At 70.5% G+C, this 16,498-nt stretch carries 14 protein-coding genes and 2 pseudogenes; 13 read left to right on the forward strand and 3 right to left on the reverse strand.

Features of this window, described 5'->3' with window-relative positions:
* From FGD71_RS04940 to FGD71_RS04960, 5 genes are all read left to right on the forward strand, one after another.
* A partial coding sequence (locus FGD71_RS04940) for an extracellular solute-binding protein (RefSeq protein ID WP_219925784.1) occupies positions 1–441 on the forward strand: 441 nt, incomplete at its 5' end.
* Complete coding sequence (locus tag FGD71_RS04945; RefSeq protein ID WP_119099141.1) at positions 434–1,573, forward strand: ABC transporter ATP-binding protein; 1,140 nt, start codon at positions 434–436, stop codon at positions 1,571–1,573. The genes FGD71_RS04940 and FGD71_RS04945, both read left to right, overlap by 8 nt.
* A gap of 3 nt (positions 1,574–1,576) precedes the next feature.
* On the forward strand, positions 1,577–2,464 hold the full coding sequence (locus FGD71_RS04950; RefSeq protein ID WP_119099142.1) for an ABC transporter permease: 888 nt from the start codon (positions 1,577–1,579) through the stop codon (positions 2,462–2,464).
* A complete protein-coding gene (locus FGD71_RS04955) occupies positions 2,461–3,327 on the forward strand; it encodes an ABC transporter permease (protein WP_119099143.1) in 867 nt (288 codons plus the stop codon). Before FGD71_RS04950 ends, FGD71_RS04955 begins: the two co-directional genes overlap by 4 nt.
* Positions 3,328–3,387: 60 nt before the next feature.
* Positions 3,388–4,872: an NAD-dependent succinate-semialdehyde dehydrogenase gene (locus FGD71_RS04960; RefSeq protein ID WP_119099144.1), complete on the forward strand. Its 1,485-nt coding sequence runs from the start codon at positions 3,388–3,390 to the stop codon at positions 4,870–4,872.
* Positions 4,873–5,363: 491 nt separating this feature from the next.
* On the opposite strand, the gene FGD71_RS04970 is transcribed toward FGD71_RS04960, so the two are convergent.
* Positions 5,364–6,086, reverse strand: a complete 723-nt coding sequence (locus tag FGD71_RS04970) for a DUF2637 domain-containing protein (RefSeq protein WP_119099145.1) — start codon at positions 6,084–6,086, stop codon at positions 5,364–5,366.
* Entirely contained in the window at positions 6,083–6,277 is a 195-nt protein-coding gene (locus FGD71_RS04975; RefSeq protein WP_119099146.1) for a hypothetical protein, read from the reverse strand. The genes FGD71_RS04970 and FGD71_RS04975 overlap by 4 nt, the downstream gene beginning before the upstream one ends.
* A 429-nt stretch (positions 6,278–6,706) precedes the next feature.
* Between FGD71_RS04975 and fusA the strand changes: the two are divergent.
* The 3 genes and pseudogenes from fusA (at position 6,707) to FGD71_RS04990 (ending at position 10,732) form a co-directional block, all read left to right on the forward strand.
* A pseudogene (gene fusA, locus FGD71_RS04980) lies at positions 6,707–8,829 on the forward strand (elongation factor G).
* Between the two features lie 160 nt (positions 8,830–8,989).
* A complete protein-coding gene (locus tag FGD71_RS04985; protein WP_119099147.1) occupies positions 8,990–10,123 on the forward strand; it encodes a YihY/virulence factor BrkB family protein in 1,134 nt (377 codons plus the stop codon).
* 66 nt (positions 10,124–10,189) lie between these two features.
* Positions 10,190–10,732, forward strand: a complete 543-nt coding sequence (locus FGD71_RS04990; protein ID WP_119099165.1) for a phosphatase PAP2 family protein — start codon at positions 10,190–10,192, stop codon at positions 10,730–10,732.
* 76 nt (positions 10,733–10,808) lie between these two features.
* Here the strand turns inward: FGD71_RS04990 and FGD71_RS04995 are convergent, their stop codons facing one another.
* Positions 10,809–11,528, reverse strand: coding sequence for a CDP-alcohol phosphatidyltransferase family protein (locus FGD71_RS04995; protein ID WP_119099148.1), 720 nt, complete (start codon positions 11,526–11,528; stop codon positions 10,809–10,811).
* Between the two features lie 151 nt (positions 11,529–11,679).
* Between FGD71_RS04995 and FGD71_RS05000 the strand changes: the two genes are divergently transcribed.
* From FGD71_RS05000 to FGD71_RS05020, 5 genes and pseudogenes are all read left to right on the forward strand, one after another.
* Entirely contained in the window at positions 11,680–12,693 is a 1,014-nt protein-coding gene (locus FGD71_RS05000; protein ID WP_119099149.1) for a zinc-dependent alcohol dehydrogenase, read from the forward strand.
* Between the two features lie 153 nt (positions 12,694–12,846).
* Positions 12,847–13,245: a 6-pyruvoyl trahydropterin synthase family protein gene (locus FGD71_RS05005; RefSeq protein WP_119099150.1), complete on the forward strand. Its 399-nt coding sequence runs from the start codon at positions 12,847–12,849 to the stop codon at positions 13,243–13,245.
* A 23-nt stretch (positions 13,246–13,268) separates the two neighbouring features.
* Positions 13,269–14,369 carry a glycosyltransferase family 4 protein gene (locus tag FGD71_RS05010; RefSeq protein ID WP_119099166.1) on the forward strand — a complete coding sequence of 367 codons (1,101 nt, stop codon included), beginning with the start codon at positions 13,269–13,271 and terminating at the stop codon, positions 14,367–14,369.
* Positions 14,366–15,313 carry a class I SAM-dependent methyltransferase gene (locus FGD71_RS05015; RefSeq protein ID WP_119099151.1) on the forward strand — a complete coding sequence of 316 codons (948 nt, stop codon included), beginning with the start codon at positions 14,366–14,368 and terminating at the stop codon, positions 15,311–15,313. Before FGD71_RS05010 ends, FGD71_RS05015 begins: the two co-directional genes overlap by 4 nt.
* Positions 15,310–16,419: pseudogene (locus FGD71_RS05020) on the forward strand (lysylphosphatidylglycerol synthase transmembrane domain-containing protein); the annotation flags it as partial. The gene FGD71_RS05015 and the pseudogene FGD71_RS05020, both read left to right, overlap by 4 nt.
* Between the last annotated feature and the right edge of the window lie 79 nt (positions 16,420–16,498).

The raw sequence follows: 16,498 nt of genomic DNA on the forward strand, positions 1-16,498 counted from the left end.
CTGCGCTCGAACATCAAGAAGTTCTGGGACAGCGGCCCGCTCCCCGGCGTGCTCCTCAGCCGCGAGGAGGTCACGATGTCCACTGTCTGGGACGGCCGACTCGCCGACCTGGAGAAGCAGGGCGTCCCGGTCACCCGGCAGCTCAACGGTATGCGCCGCCAGTTCTCGGGCTATGCCATCGCCAAGGGCGCGGCCAACGTGGATGCCGCCTACCAGCTGATGGACTTCTCGCTGCGGGCGGAGAGCCAGGCCAACCTGGTCAAGTTCTTCCCGTCGAACCCGTCCTCGCCGGTGGCTTACGCCAAGCTCACGGAGGAGGAGCGCAACGCGTCCGCGGGTGCGCCGAAGTACTACGACAAGGGCTTCGACGCGGACGTCGACTGGTGGCTGAAGAACGAAGCGGCTGTCACCAAGCGCTGGCTGGGGTGGGCTCGTGGCTGAATTCGGTATCGCCGCACCGTCTGTCAAGGTGGCCGGCGGCAAGTCGGCCACCGCGACCGGCAAGTCGCTGTCGGTGGTGGCCCTGCGTAAGACGTACGGGGACGTCGTCGCCGTCGACGAGGCGTCCATGGAGATCGCGGCCGGGGAGTTCGTCACCTTCCTCGGCGCCTCCGGGTCGGGCAAGACCACGACGCTGATGATGATCGCCGGGTTCTGCGAACCCGACTCCGGCACCATCACCGTCGGAGACCGCGACGTCACGCGGCTCGCGCCGCAGAAGCGGAACCTCGGTTTCGTCTTCCAGCAGTACCTGCTCTTCCCGCACATGACCGTGAGTGAGAACGTCGCCTTCCCGCTCACGCTGCGCGGAGTGCCCAAGGCCGAGATCCGCAAGCGGGTCGGGGAGACGCTGGAGATCGCCGGCCTGTCCGGGTTCGGCGGACGCAAGCCGCGCGAGCTGTCCGGCGGTCAGCAGCAACGTGTCGCCCTGTGCCGGGCGCTGGTCTACCGCCCGCCGGTCATCCTCATGGACGAGCCGCTCGGCGCCCTGGACAAGAAGCTCCGTGACCAGCTCCAGGTCGAGATCAAGAGCATCCAGCAGGAACTGGGCCTGACGGTCATCTATGTGACGCATGATCAGGAAGAGGCGCTGGTCATGTCGGACCGGATCGCGGTGATGCGCAACGGCCTGATCGAGCAGTTCGACACCCCGCGGGAGCTGTTCGAGCGGCCGAAGACGCCGTTCGTGGCGGACTTCCTGGGCGCGGCGAACTTCCTGCCCGGCCGCGTGGAGAAGCACACCGACGAGCACACCCTGGTCCGCCTCGACAACTCCAGCGGCCTGCTGAAGGCACGGCGCCACCAGCTGGCATCCGGCACCGAGGTGAAGGTCGCCGTGCAGCCGGGCCGGCTGCGGGCCTGCGCGAGCGACGACGGTTTTTGTACCGGCACGGTGGAGACCGCCACGTACGTGGGCACCCTGGTCCGGGCCGGGGTGCGGGTCGATGGCGGCCAGGCGCCGCTGCTGCGCCTGGAAGTACCGGCCGGCCGGGGCCCCGTGGCCGGCGAGCGGGTCGGGATCACCGCCGACCCGGACGACGTCAACCTCTTCGCCGGCGAACAGGGAGGGTGAGCCATGGCCGCCCTCACCGCCACCGCCCCAGCCCGTCCGCGCAAGCTCCTGGCTTCGCGTAAGACCCGGGTCGGGATCCTCTACGCGCTGCCCGTCGTCGTCTACCTGCTGGTGCTGTTCGTCTACCCGATCTTCTCCACGCTGCTGCTCAGCCTGAAGAACACCGACGGATCGCTCACCCTGCACTGGTACGCCGACGCGCTCACAGGCGTCAACCTGTCGGTGCTGTTCACCACGCTGCGGATCTCCGCCGAGACGGCCGTGTTGAGCCTGGTCTTCGGGTTCGTCCTGGCCCAGGCGATCTCCCGGCTCAAGCCCCTGTGGGCGGGCCTGGCGATGCTGGTCGTGGTCGTGCCGCACTTCGTCAGCGCCCTGGTGCGCACCTACGGCTGGATCATCATGCTCGGCGACAAGGGCCTGGTGAACGAGACCCTGGCGTGGGCACCGGGCGCCCCGTTCCAGCTGCTCTACAACGAGTTGGGTGTGGTCATCGGTACCACCTCGATGATGCTGCCCTACACGGTGCTGCTGCTGTACGGCGTGATGCGCGGTGTGGACCGGCGGCTGCTGGCGGCCGCGGCCAGCATGGGCGCGGGACGGGTGACGATCTTCCGCCGGGTCTACCTGCCGCTGGTCGGCCCCGGCCTTGCCAGTGCCGGACTGCTCAGCTTCATCCTCTCGCTGGGCTACTACATCACCCCCGCCCTGATGGGCGGACCCAACCAGACGATGATCGCCACCCTCATCAACCAGCAGGTCACCAAGGAGAACCAGTGGAACGGCGCGGCCGCCCAGGGCGTCATCCTGCTGGTCCTCACCCTGGCCGGACTGCTGCTCGTCAAGGCCGTCAGCTCGCTCGGCGCCAGCCGTAAGAAGAGGAACGCCTCATGATGGAGCTGCGCAAGACCCTCGCCGGGCGGATCGCCCTCACCGCGGTCGCCACCGTGATCCTGCTGTTCCTGGCCCTGCCGATCGTCGTCATCCTCGTCACCTCCTTCAGCAACAACGCCTTCGCCTCCTTCCCTCCCGAGGCGTGGACGCTGAACTGGTACAAGGCACTGTTCGCCGACGGCAGCAAATGGCCGGCCGCGCTCTCCCTGTCCGCTCTGGTCGCCGCCCTGAGCACCGTGTTCTCCCTCATCATCGGGGTGACCGCGGCGACCGCCCTGACCCGCAGCGAACTCCCGCTGCGCTCGGCGGTCTACGCCCTGGTCCTCGGACCGCTGGTCATCCCGCAGATCGTCACCGCACTGGGCCTGTTCCTGCTCTTCGAACCCGCCGCGATGCTCGGCAGCCCCATCGCCATCGCCCTCGGGCACACCGTGCTGGCCTCGCCGATCGCGGTGCTGATCCTGATCGCGACCCTGCGCGGCATCGACGAACGCCTCGAGGACGCCGCCGCCAGCATGGGCGCGGGCCGGCTGACGATCGCCCGGAAGATCACCTTCCCGCTGGCCGCGCCGGGAATGATCGCGGCGGCGATCTTCTCCTTCATCACCAGCTTCGACGAGTTCTACATCTCCCAGTTCCTCTCCTCGGTCGACACCGTCACCCTGCCGGTACAGGTCTACAACTCCCTCACCTTCGAGATCGACCCCAGTGTCACCGCCGTCAGCGCCATCCTCATCGCCTTCGCGATCCTCGCCCTCGGCCTGGTGGCCCTGGTCCGCTGGATCGGCTCCGGACGCCAGGACTCCCTGCTCTCCGTCGAGAACACGGTCGGAGTCGCCAGCCACGGAGGCGAGGCCGTATGACCACTCACGGATCGTGCTCCCTCAACACACCATCCTGCGATCAGCGAAAGAGCCACGCGCATGACTGACACGCTCACCGCTCCCTCAGTGGAGTCGGCAGTCCTCGAATCCGTCCCCCGTGGCTTCCTCGCCCATGACTGGCAACCCGCCACCGGCGGTCGCACCTTCGAGGTGCGCAACCCCGCAACCGAGGAAGTCATAGCCACCGTCGCCGACTGCAGCGCACAAGACGCGTTGCGTGCGCTGGACGCGGCGGCCGCGGCCGCCGACCAGTGGGCCCTCACCAGCCCGCGGGACCGTGCGACCATCCTGCACCGGCTCACCGACTCCCTGATCGAGCACCGTGAGCGTCTGGCCCGGATCATCACCCTGGAGATCGGCAAGACGATCACCGAAGCCCGGGGCGAAGTCGACTACGCCGCAGCCTATTTCCGCTGGTACGCCGAGGAGGCGGTCCGCCCCCACGCACGCAGCACACCCTCCCCGGACGGCAAGAGCCACATCGTCACCGTCGCCGAACCGGTCGGACCCTGCCTGCTGATCACTCCGTGGAACGTTCCGCTGGCCATGGCCGCCCGCAAGGTCGCCGCCGCCCTCGCCGCAGGCTGCACCGCCGTGCTCAAACCGGCCGCCCTCACACCGCTGTCCTCCCTGATACTGGGCGAGTTGGCGCGCGAGGCGGGCGCGCCCGCGGGTGTCCTGACCGTGATCACCAGCAGCGACGCGGCAGCGGTTACCACGGCTCTGCTGGCCGACCCCCGGCTGCGCAAGCTGTCCTTCACCGGGTCCACCCCGGTCGGCAGGCTGCTGCTGCAGCAGAGCGGTGCCCGGGTGCTGCGCACCTCGATGGAGCTGGGCGGCAACGCGCCGTTCCTGGTCTTCGACGACGCCGACCTCGACCTCGCGGTCCGCGAAGCGATGATCGCGAAGATGCGGCTGGGCGGTCAGTCCTGTGTCGGCGCCAACCGGTTCCTGGTCCAGGAGGGAATCGCCGACGCGTTCGCCGCTGCGCTGGCCGAACGCATGGCCGCCACCCGGGTGGGCTCTCCGGACCGGGAGGACACCGAGCTCGGTCCGCTGGCCGACCACCGCGCGGTGGACAAGGTCCGCAACCTCGTCGAGGACGCCGTGGCCCGTGGTGCCGTCGTCATCGGCAAGGCGGACATCCCTGACGGGCCGGGCCACTACGCCGCCCCGACCGTGCTGGACCACGTCCCCGCCGACGCCGCGATCATGCACGAGGAAGTGTTCGGACCTGTCGCCGCCATCCACCGCTTCTCCACCGAGGCCGAGGCCATAGCGGTGGCCAACAACACCGAGCACGGCCTCGCTTCGTACGTGATGACGTCCCACATCGACCGCGCCCGCCGGGTCGCCGCCCGCCTGCAGGCCGGCATGGTCGGCATCAACCGCGGCCTGGTCTCCGAGGTCGCGGCACCCTTCGGCGGGATCAAGCAGTCCGGCCTGGGCCGTGAGGGCGGACCCGAGGGCCTCCACGAGTACCAGCAGCTCAAGTACCTGTCCCTGCCTGGCTTCCACGCCTGAGCAAGACGACACGAGTGCAGGGCTCGCGGCTGGCGGCGTACCGCCCCAACTCCGCGACTGACCGTATCGCCAGTTTCCTGTCGTCGACGGCCGCGAGTGTCCCCGACTTCTGGATCGCCATCATGGGTGTGCTGGTCTTCGCGGTGACGCTCGGCTGGCCTCCGACCTCCGGCACGAACGGTGCTGGAGGTCGCGCGGCGGCGCAGCATGAACAACATCGGTCCGCTCCTCCCTCAGTCCGTGCGGCGCATGTCGGCGAGCCGCATCTGAAGGCGCGACTATGTCCACAGGAGGAAACGATGTTTAGATATATGGACGGATCATTATGGAGCCGCTGGTACGGAACGCGTCCAGGGGCATGAAGCAAGAACCACCTGTGCACGGGTTCGGATGAAGCAAGCACCACCCGTGCACGGGTCCGGGGCACCGGCAACGACAAACCCAGTGCCGTTCAGCTTGATGAACGGCACTGGGTGGGGGAGGGAAGCAGATCAGTCGTTGGCGCACCGCCCGGCGTGCCGCGGGCGGGGCAGCGCGTGGGCCGGGGCGGGGACGCCGATGGTGAGCGTGATCTGGCGGACGAACTGGTGGAAGGAGAGCAGAGCGGTGAGCGGCGGAAGAGCCGCCACCGCCATCGGGATCGGCGACCTGGTCGCGTTGGCGACGCACAGGCACATCGCGATGGCGGAGAAGAGCACCACCACGGCCCAGGAGTGCGTGGCGCGGCGGCGGTGCAGCGCGGCCCGCAGGATGGACAACGACGCCATCAGCCACGGCCCGTAGACCAGCAGCGGCCACCATGCGGCCAGCCCCGGGGAGCCCGGGGACGCCATGCGGCGCAGCGGGTCGTAAGCGATCAGCGCGCCGAGCACGCTCAGCATGCTCACGATCACCGCACTCAGTGCCGCGATGAACAGGCTCAGCACCTTCACCCACGGCCGGTGGATCCAGCGGGCGCACCGCACCAGCCGGTTCGGGCGTCGGCGCGCACCGCGCTTGCGGGGAATGGGGGGAATGGAGGGTGCGACGGAGGCGGGTGGGGACGGTGTCCCCACCGCGCCGGTCTGGAGCAGCTGAGCCAGATCCCGGTCGAAGGCCCACTCGGTGTGCAGGCCGTCAGGGACGGTCGGGTCGAGTACGTCCGCTCCGAAGGCGCTCGGCTGATAACCCGTGCTGTCCAACGCCTCCTCGGGACGGGGCCAGTAGCCGCTCATGCCTGCCCCATCGACGGTTCGGCGGCGGTGGGGCTGCGCCGGGTGAAATCGGTCTGAATCCGCTCCAGAATGCCGAAGAACTGGTGGAGCAGATCGGAGCAGTCCGCGGTTCTCGATGTCGGCGAGAGGTCCAAGCCCCACTCCTCGTATTCGTTCGCCGCCACTGTGCCCTGCGGGCTCATCGTCGCCATGCTCTCCCCAACGAGGACACAATTAGTTGGATACGCCCAATTTAAAAGCAATGTACGCATATTGATGCTTTTAATGATTCGTCAGGTAGGCAGTCAAACGGCAGAAAAAATGCGGTGCTCCGCCCGCGCCGGGTCTCCTACACTCGCCACACACGAGTGAGGGGAGCCCGGCCATGCGGTACCGCATCGCTGTCGTCGTTCCCCGGTCGCAGTACGAGGTGATCCTCGTGTCCTCGTGTACCCGGTGCCGGCTGCGCGGCCGGGACCGGATGCCCGTGACGAACACCTGACTCCGAGCCTGCGCCGGAGCCTTGCGCCCCATGCCCCTGCCCGCCCGGCAATTGAGCCGGCCGGTCGTGCTGGGCACAGGCCCTTTTTTCGTCCGGGAATCGCGCCGCCCGATCCAGTACACCTGAAAGGCCATGGGCCGTGCGTACCGACCTGCACCGTCAACCCACCAGTCCGCTGACCGCCGTTCGTAATCTGGGCATCCTGGCCCACGTCGACGCCGGAAAGACCACCGTCACCGAGCGGATCCTCTACCTCACCGGGACCACTCACAAGCGGGGTGAGGTCCATGACGGCACGACCGTCACCGACTTCGATTCCCAGGAACGCGACCGTGGGATCACCATCTTCGCCGCGGCGGTGAGCTGCGCCTGGGACGGTCATCGGATCAATCTGATCGACACCCCGGGCCATGTCGACTTCGCCGACGAGGTGGAGCGCTCCCTGCGGGTGCTCGACGGCGCGGTCGCGGTGTTCGACGCGGTCGCGGGAGTCGAGCCGCAGAGCGAGTCGGTGTGGCGGCAGGCCGATCGGCACGGGGTGCCGAGGATCGCCTTCGTCAACAAGCTGGACCGTGCCGGTGCCGACCTCGACGCGGCGGTCCGGTCGATCCGGGAGCGGCTGCATCCGGCGCCGCTGGTCGTCCAGTTGCCGATCGGCGCGGAGGACGGGTTCGCCGGGGTGGTGGATCTGCTGCGCATGCGGTCGCTGATCTGGGCCGACGGCCGCGACACGGCCGAGGAGGGTCCGGTGCCGGACGTACTGCGGGAGGAAGCGCAGCGGCGACGCCGGCAGTTGGAGGAGGCGGTGGCGGAGCTCCACCCCGTCGCTCTGGAGGAGTTCTGTGCCACGTCGACGCTTACCGCGCGGACGCTGGCTTCCGCGCTGCGCGATCTGACGCGTACCGGCGACGGCGTGGTGGTGCTGTGCGGCTCGGCCTACCGCAACCGCGGGATCGAGCCGCTGCTGGAGGCCGTCGTGGCGTACCTGCCTTCGCCACTGGACGTGCCGGCGGTACGCGGCATCCAGGACGGCACGGTTCAGGAGCGGATCGCCGACCCGGCGGCACCGTTCGCGGCACTGGCGTTCAAGGTGAACGCGACCGCCACGGGCCGGCTGACGTACCTGCGCGTGTATTCGGGAACGATCAAGAAGGGAGAGACGGTGAGGGACACGGGCGCGCGGCGCACCGAGCGGATCGGCCGGATTCTGCGGGTCCGGGCCGACCGTCACGCGGAACTGGACCAGGCGGTGGCCGGGGACATCGTCGCGGTGGTCGGGCTGAAGTCGGCCCGTGCCGGGGCGACCCTGTGCGCACCCGCGGCTCCGTTGGTCCTCGAACCGCCGACCGTCGCCGATCCGGTCGTCTCCGTGGCGGTCGAGGCGCGCCGGAGTGCCGACACCGACCGCTTGGTGTCGGCGTTGACGCGGCTGGTCGAGGAGGATCCTTCGCTGGTGGTCCGGACCGATCCGGAGTCCGGGCAGACGGTGCTTTCGGGGATGGGCGAGCTGCATCTGGAGGTGGCGGTGGAGAAGATCCGGCGCGCCCACGGGCTCGCCGTCGGCGTGGGCCGGCCGAAGGTGGCGTACCGGGAGACCGTCGCTCGCGGGGTGTCCGGGCTGCTCTACCGGCACGTCAAACAGGACGGCGGCGCCGGTCAGTTCGCCCACGTCGTCCTGGATGTCGAACCGCTGGAGGCCACGTGTGCCACCCCTGGTGACACAGGCAACGACAACGGCAACGACGGGGGACGAGCTTCGCGTTCCGGTCGACCGTCGTCGGCGGAAGGGTGCCGCAGGAGTACGTCCGAGCGGTCGAGGCCGGCTGCCGGGACGCCCTGGCCGAGGGGCCGCTGGGCGGTCACCCGGTGACCGGGCTGAGCGTCACCCTGACCGACGGCGCGACCCACCCGAAGGACTCGTCGGAGATGGCGTTTCGGACGGCCGGCCGACTGGCGCTCCGGGAGGCACTGTGCGCCGGCGCGATGGTGCTGCTGGAACCGGTGGCCGAAGTCACGGTCACCGTGCCCGACGACGCCGTCGGTGGCGTACTCGGCGATCTGGCGGCACGGCGCGGCCGGGTCACGGGATCGGTCGCCCGAGCGGGTGCGGTGGTGATCACCGCCACCGTGCCGCTGGCGGAGCTGTTCGGCTATGCGACCCGACTGCGCAGCCGCACCCAGGGCAGGGGAGCCTTCACGACCCGGCCCACCGGCTATGCCCCGGCGCCGGGCACGGCGTCCCAGGGGACACCGGCCCCATAGCCGTGATGGCCCCGTAGTCGCGACGGCCTCTTGGTCGCGACGGCCGCCCGGCCGTGACGGCCCAGTGGCCTCGACGATGGCCCCGCCCGGGCACGGGCGGGGCCACCGTCCGGGATGCGCGGCAGCGCGTGATCCGTGGGGCACGGGTACTCGCACGCCTATGACACGACTACTGAAACTAGGGCATAAGGACCGAGCCGACCGGTCTTCCGGCGAGGGTGACTCCCGTCGGACAGAAAGCCCGGAGGCCGAGCGTGGGCCTCACACCACGCCGAGTGAGGGCGGGCAGGAGGAGCAGGAGAATACGAGGTACGGCCCGGAGCCGGAGGTGGAGGCCCGGGCGCCGGACGCTCCCACGGAACTTCCGAAGGAGTCCTGGTGGGCCGTGCTGCGCCGCACGATGAAGGAGTTCAAGGACGACGAGCTCATCGACCGTGCGGCCGCACTGACCTACTACTCGATCCTGTCGCTCTTCCCGGCGCTGCTGGTGCTGATCTCGGTGCTCGGGCTCGTCGGCAGGTCGGCGACGGACGCCGTGCTGGACAACCTCACCCGGCTCACCCCCGGCGCGGCCCGCGATGTCCTCACGAACGCCGTGCAGCAGTTGCAGGGCAACGCGGGCATCGGTTCGGTGATGGCGATCGTCGGTCTGGTGCTGGCGGTGTGGTCGGCCTCCGGCTATGTCGCGGCCTTCATCCGTACCTCCAACGCCGTGTACGACATCCCCGAGGGCCGGCCGGTGTGGAAGGTGCTGCCGGTACGCCTGGGGGTCACCTTGGTGCTGATGCTGCTGGCGATCGTCAGCGCGCTGATCGTGGTCTTCACCGGCGGTCTGGCCCGCGAGATCGGCACCGCTCTGGGGGTCGGGGACACCGGCCTGACCGTGTGGTCGATCGCCAAGTGGCCGGTACTGGTCCTGCTGGTCACCATCATGATCGCGATCCTGTACTGGGCGACGCCGAACGCACGGGTCCGGGGCTTTCGCTGGATCACACCGGGCAGCTTCCTGGCGCTGCTGATCTGGATGATCGCCTCGGCCGGGTTCGCGGTCTACGTGGCGAACTTCGCCTCGTACAACAAGACCTACGGAACGTTCGCCGGAATCATCATCTTCCTGGTCTGGCTGTGGATCACCAACCTGGCGATCCTCCTCGGCCTGGAATTCGACGCCGAGACCTCCCGCCAGCGGGCCATCGCGGGCGGCCAGTCCGAGCAGGAGGAGCCGTACGTCGAACCGCGCGACACCCGCAAGTGGGACGAGGAGGACCGGGAGCGTCTGAAGCACGAGGGCTGACCGTGTGGGACACAGGGTGGCCGGATCATGGCGTGGATCACCGGCAGAACGGGAAAGCGGCAGGCCATGAGAGTTCTGGCGGACCTGCACACCGGCGAGCGGTGGCTGACGCGGCGCACGGCGTCGTGGGACAACCCCTGGGTGCGGCGGGTGCTGCCCACCGTGGAGGAGGTGGCCGAGCACACCAAGCTGTGGTGCGCGGTGGCCGCGGTCATGGCCGGGACCGGCGGTGTGCGGGGCCGGCAGGCCGCCGCGGCGGGGCTGGTGAGCATGGCCGTGGCGGAGACGATCGCCAACGGGGGCGTCAAGCGGGTCTGGCAGCGGCGTCGGCCGCCCGGACAGTGGTTCCGTCCCGAGGACGTGGCCGAGCGCCCCGATTCACCGTCCTTCCCGCCCGGACACACCGCCGCCGCAGTCGCTTTCACCGTGGCGATCGCGCCGATCCGGCCGTGGGCGGGCATGGCCTGTGCCGTGCCGACCGTGGTCGTCGCGGCCGAGCGGGTGCACCGCGGGGCCCACCACCCCTCCGACGTCGCCGTCGGCGCCGCGATCGGGCTCGCCGCGGCCGGACTCGTACGAGCCGCGCCGGGGCTGCTGCGCCGCCTGTGAGGAAAACCGGGGCTGCTGCGCCGCCTGTGAGGAAAAGCGGCCGAAGGCTTCGCGGCGGGAGGCCGGACCTCCGCTTTCAGGCACCGGGCCTGACGCGCCACAGCCACCCTATGTCCCGGCCGAACGACCACAGCAGCGAGCCCAGCGCCAGGACGACCGTCGCCAGCGTCAGCGCGTGCGGCAGGATTCCCGCGCCCGCCACCAGCAGCGCGACACCCTGCGTCGCCGCCACCGTCTTGCGCGCGGTGCTCGGGGGCAGTTGGGCGTTGAGCCACGGGAACACACGGGCCGCGGCCACGAAGGCGTAGCGCATCCCGCCTATCAGCAGAACCCACGGACCGAGCGACGTGGCGACGTACACGCTCAGCACCAGTATGAGGAAGGCGTCGACCTCCATGTCGAAGCGGGCGCCCAGGGGGGTGGAGGTTCCGGTGCGGCGGGCGACCTTGCCGTCCACCGCGTCGAGTATCAGCGCGACCGCCGTGAGAGCGACCAGGAGTGTGACCGACGGCGGGCTCTGGAAGGAGTCCGCGACCAGCGCGGTCACTCCGCCGACGAGGGTGGCCCGGCCCAGGGTGACGCGGTTCGCGGGACCGAAGGAGCGTGGCCGCGTGCGGTGCAGGGCCCGCGCCAGCACGGCCCAGGTGGCGAGCGCGAACGCCAGACCCGTCAGCCATCCCGCCGGCCCCATGCCGATCGCCGTGCCGAGGACGGCCAGCAGGAAGAGCTGCACGGCCGCTCCCACAGCCGTCTCCTGCTGCAAGAGCCTTGCGTCGTACGTGTTGTTCAGGGCCACCGCACATCCTCCGGCCAGGTGACAGAGTCGATCAACGCCGCGTACCTTGTGCGCGGCTTCGCAAAGGTCGGTACGTGAACCGCCGCCCGATCGTTCAGCCCGACACAGCTGGCTCACATTTCGAGCCCGACTCTTGAGGAGGAGGATGAGTATGCCGACAGACCGTTCCGCACGGGCTTTCTGGCTCGACTCTCCCGGCCATGGCGAGATACGGGACGTCGATCTGCCGGACCCTGCCGAGGACGAGGTCCTGGTACGGGCCCTCTTCTCCGGGGTGAGCCGCGGTACCGAGACCCTCGTCTTCCGTGGTGGTGTACCGGAGAGTCAGCACACCGCGATGCGGGCGCCGTTCCAGGAAGGCGATTTCCCGGGGCCGGTCAAGTACGGATACCTCAGCGTCGGCGTGGTGGAGGAGGGGCCGAAGGCGCTGATCGGCCGCACTGTCTTCTGTCTCTATCCGCATCAGACGCGGTACGTCGTCCCGGCGAGCGCCGTGACGCCCCTGCCCGAGTCGGTGCCGGCCTCGCGCGCCGTCCTCGCCGGGACCGTGGAGACCGCGGTCAACGCCCTGTGGGACGCCGCGCCGTTGATCGGCGACCGGATCGCGGTGGTCGGCGCCGGGATGGTCGGCGCCAGTGTCGCCGCGCTTCTCGCCCGGTTCCCCGCCGTCCGCGTCCAACTGGTCGACGCCAACCCGGCGCGGGCCGATCTCGCCCGGGCGCTCGGGATCGATTTCGCGCTCCCGGCGGACGCCGTCGGCGGCTGCGACCTCGTCGTGCACGCCAGCGCCACCGAGGCGGGACTCGCGCGCTCACTCGAACTCCTCGCCCCGGAAGGCACGGTCCTCGAACTGAGCTGGTACGGCGACCGGCAGGTCAGCCTGCCGCTCGGCGAGGCCTTCCACTCCCGTCGGCTGGTCGTCCGCAGCAGCCAGGTGGGGACCGTGTCCCCGGCCAGGAGCTCCCGCCGTACGTACGCCGACCGGCTCGCACTCGCCCTCGAACTGCTCGCCGACCCCGCCCTGGACGCACTGATCACCGGTGCGTGCGCGTTCGAGGAACTGCCGGAGGCGATGGTCGCGCTCGCCGCTGGTGAGACGCGGGCACTGTGCCACCTGGTGCGCTACGACGCCGATACCGAGCCGGTTCGAAACAACGGCGGGTGACCGGCGCACCGAACGACACATCCGTACCGTGTCCGAAACAAAAACCCGTCTGAAACTCCCCCCGTGCCCCCTGAACACGGAGAACGGACCGGCCGTACTACACGGCACGTCCCGGCAGAGGGATCAGAGGCGCCGCACCTGGAGGGTCGTCCGTTGTTCAGCATCACCGTCCGCGATCACTTGATGATCGCCCACAGCTTCCGCGGGGAGGTCTTCGGACCCGCGCAGCGCCTGCACGGGGCGACGTTCCTCGTGGACGCCACGTTCCGCCGCGCCGAGTTGGACGACGACAACATCGTCGTCGACATCGGGCTGGCCACGCAGGAACTCGGAGGGGTGGTGAGCGAGTTGAACTACCGCAACCTCGACAACGAACCCGACTTCGCCAACACCAACACGTCGACCGAGTTCCTGGCCAAGGTCATCGCCGACCGCCTCGCCGAGCGCGTGCACAAGGGGGCGCTGGGCGAGGGCGCCCGCGGCCTCGCCGGCATCACGGTCACTCTGCACGAGTCGCACATCGCCTGGGCGAGTTATGAGCGTGGCCTGTGAACCACCACTCCAACATCATCCCTATGTCCCTGCGCGCGATGCACTTCGTGATGCCCGGCGGAGTCGACGACCCGACCACCCCCAGTGGGGGCAACGTCTATGACGCCCGGGTGAGCCTGGATCTGCACGCGTTCGGCTGGCAGGTCCACAAGCACGCGATCGAGGGCAGCTGGCCCCGGCCCGACGCCGACGCCCGCGCCGAACTGGCCCGCACGCTCGGCGAGATGGCGGACGGCACCGTCGTACTCCTCGACGGACTCGTCGCCTGCGCCGCCCCCGAGATCGTCATATCCGAAACCGAACGGCTGCGCCTGGTGGTCCTCGTTCACCTGCCGCTCGGCGACGAGACGGGACTCTCGCCCGAGCTGGCGGCGGAGCTGGACGCCCTGGAGCGCCACACGCTGCGTGCCGTGCCGGCGATCGTGGCCACCAGCGAGTGGGCGGCCCGCAGACTGGTGGCCCACCACGGGCTGGCCCCCGACCGGGTCCATGTCGCCGCGCCCGGCGCCGACATCGCGCCCGTCGCCCCCGGCACCGATGGCGTCTCGCGACTGCTGTGCGTCGCCGCGGTCACCCCGCGCAAGGGGCAGCACCGCCTCGTCGAGGCCCTCGCCACCCTCACCGACCTCCCCTGGAGCTGCGTCTTCGTCGGAGGCCTGGGCCAGGACCCCGAGTACGTCGCCGAACTCAGGGCGCTCATCGCCCAGCACGGCCTCGCTGACCGGCTGCATCTCGCCGGCCCCCAGGCCGGAGCGGAACTCGACGCGAGCTACGCGTCCGCCGACCTCATGGTCCTCACTTCGTACGCGGAGACGTACGGCATGGCCGTCACCGAAGCGCTCGCGCGCGGTATCCCCGTGCTGGCCACGGACGTCGGCGGTCTTCCCGAGGCGGTCGGGCGCGCGCCCGACGGCGGGGTGCCGGGCATCCTCGTACCGCCGGAGAACCCCGCGGCCATCGCGGCGGAACTGCGCTGCTGGTTCGGCGAGCCCGACGTGCGTCGCCGGCTGAAGGCCGCCGCCCGCGGTCGCCGGGCCGCGCTGGACGGCTGGGCCGCCACGGCCCGGAGCCTGGCCGGTGTGCTGGGACGACTTGGGCGCGACGCCAGGAAAGGAGCCGCATGAGTACCAGCACGACGCCCCCCGGGGCTGCGACGACCAAAACCCCGGGGCAGGAGACGGGAACGATCCGGCTGGGTGACCGCAGGCGCGGCGTGGACGTGGACATGGACGACGACGTGACGCGTTACGCCCCCGAGTGGCTGGGGTTGCGCGAGGGTGTAGACGCCGTCGCCCGCGCGTCCGAGCTGCTCGACCCGCTGCGGATCCGGCTCGCGGACCTTCCGCAGCCGGACAACGGGCTCGTGATCCACGACCTCGGCTGCGGCACCGGGTCCATGGGCCGCTGGCTCGCTCCCCGCCTCGACGGCCCGCAGCACTGGGTTCTGCACGACCGCGACCCGTATCTGCTCCACTTCGCCGCGGTGAACTCGCCGCGCGCGGCCGCCGACGGCAGTCACGTCACGGTCGAGACGCAACGCGGTGACGTCGCCCGGCTGACCTCGGACGCCCTGGCAGGCGCCTCGCTGGTGACGGCCTCCGCCCTGCTCGACGTGCTCACCGGCGACGAGATCGAAGCGCTCGCCGCGGCCTGCGCCGGAGCCGGCTGCCCGGCGCTGCTGACCCTCTCGGTGGTGGGACGCGTCGAATTCACTCCGGCCGACCCGCTGGACGCCGAGATCACCGACGCGTTCAACGCCCATCAGCGACGCGGCGAGTTGCTGGGCCCCGACTCGGTCACGACGGCCTGCGAGGCCTTCGCCCGGCACGGCGCGACGGTACGGCTGCACCCCAGCGCCTGGCGGCTCGGCCCGGACGAGGCCGCGCTGACGGCCGAGTGGCTGCGCGGCTGGGTCGGCGCGGCCGTCGAGGAGCGCCCCGAACTGGCCTCGCGCGCCGACGCGTACCTGCGCGAGCGTCTCGCCGCCTGCGCGGCGGGGGAGTTGAGCGTGGTGGTGCATCACAGCGATCTGCTGGCGCTGACCGGGCCGACGGGGGGAACGGCATGAGCGCGCAGGCGGTGGCAGTCGATGCCCAGCCACGAGCCGTCCGGGCCGACGTGACGGCTCTGACGGTCCGGGACGGTGCGACGGCTCGGGCGGTCCGGGACGGCGTGACGGCCAGGACGGTCCAGAACGGCGGGAACGAGCAGGAGATACGGGGGCGCGGGGTGCGCCTCGCCCTCCGTACCGTCCGGTCCCGTGTCGACTCCCGCGCCCTGCGCACCCACCTCGGCACCTTCGTGGGCGTCGCCATCCTCGGCGTACTGCTCTGGCGACTTGGCACCGGTGTCTTCCTGGACGGACTGCGCCGAATAGACGGCGCGACGCTCCTCGTGGCGCTCGGCATCGGCGTGGTCACCACCGTCTTCAGCGCCTGGCGCTGGTGTCTGGTGGCCAGGGGACTGAAGATCCGGTTGCCGCTTCGGCCCGCCGTGGCGGACTACTACCGGGCCCTGTTCCTGAACGCGGCGCTGCCCGGTGGCGTCCTGGGCGATGTGCACCGGGCCGTACGGCACGGGCAGAGCGCCGGCGACCTCGGCAGGGGCGTCCGCGCGGTGGTCCTGGAGCGTGTGGCGGGACAGGTGGCGCTCATCGCCTTCGGCGGCGTCGCCCTGCTGACGCTGCCCTCTCCGGTCCAGGCGCAGACCCGTCACCTGGCCGAGGCGTCCGCCATGGCGCTGGCGGTTGCCGGGGTGGTGGGGGCCGTGGTCGCGATCCGGCTGCGCGGCGGGTCGGGCGCGGGGAGCGCGGCGGTCTCGTGGGGATCGTCGGGCTCGTCGCGATGGGCCCGCGCGTTGCGTACCGCGCTCACCGAGGCGCGTGAAGGACTGGTGGCCCGCCACAACTGGCCGGGTGTCGTCGTCTCGTCGGCCGTGGTGCTGGCGGGTCACCTGCTGATGTTCGTGGTCTCGGCCCGGGTCGCGGGATCCGACGCGTCGGCCGCCGAGTTGGTGCCCCTGGCGGTACTGGCTCTGCTCGCCATGGGGCTACCACTGAACGTGGGTGGCTGGGGTCCCCGGGAGGGCGTCACCGCATGGGCCTTCGGCGCGGCGGGACTCGGCGCCACCACGGGCCTGACGGTCGCCGTCGTCTACGGAGTGCTCAGCCTCGTGGCGAGTCTGCCCGGCGGTTGCGTACTCGTCGCCCGGTGGGCCGCGGGCATGCGGCGCCCGCGACCCATGGACGAGAAAG

Origin of the sequence: Streptomyces sporangiiformans, from assembly GCF_005768555.2 — a bacterium.
Lineage (GTDB): Bacteria > Actinomycetota > Actinomycetes > Streptomycetales > Streptomycetaceae > Streptomyces > Streptomyces sporangiiformans.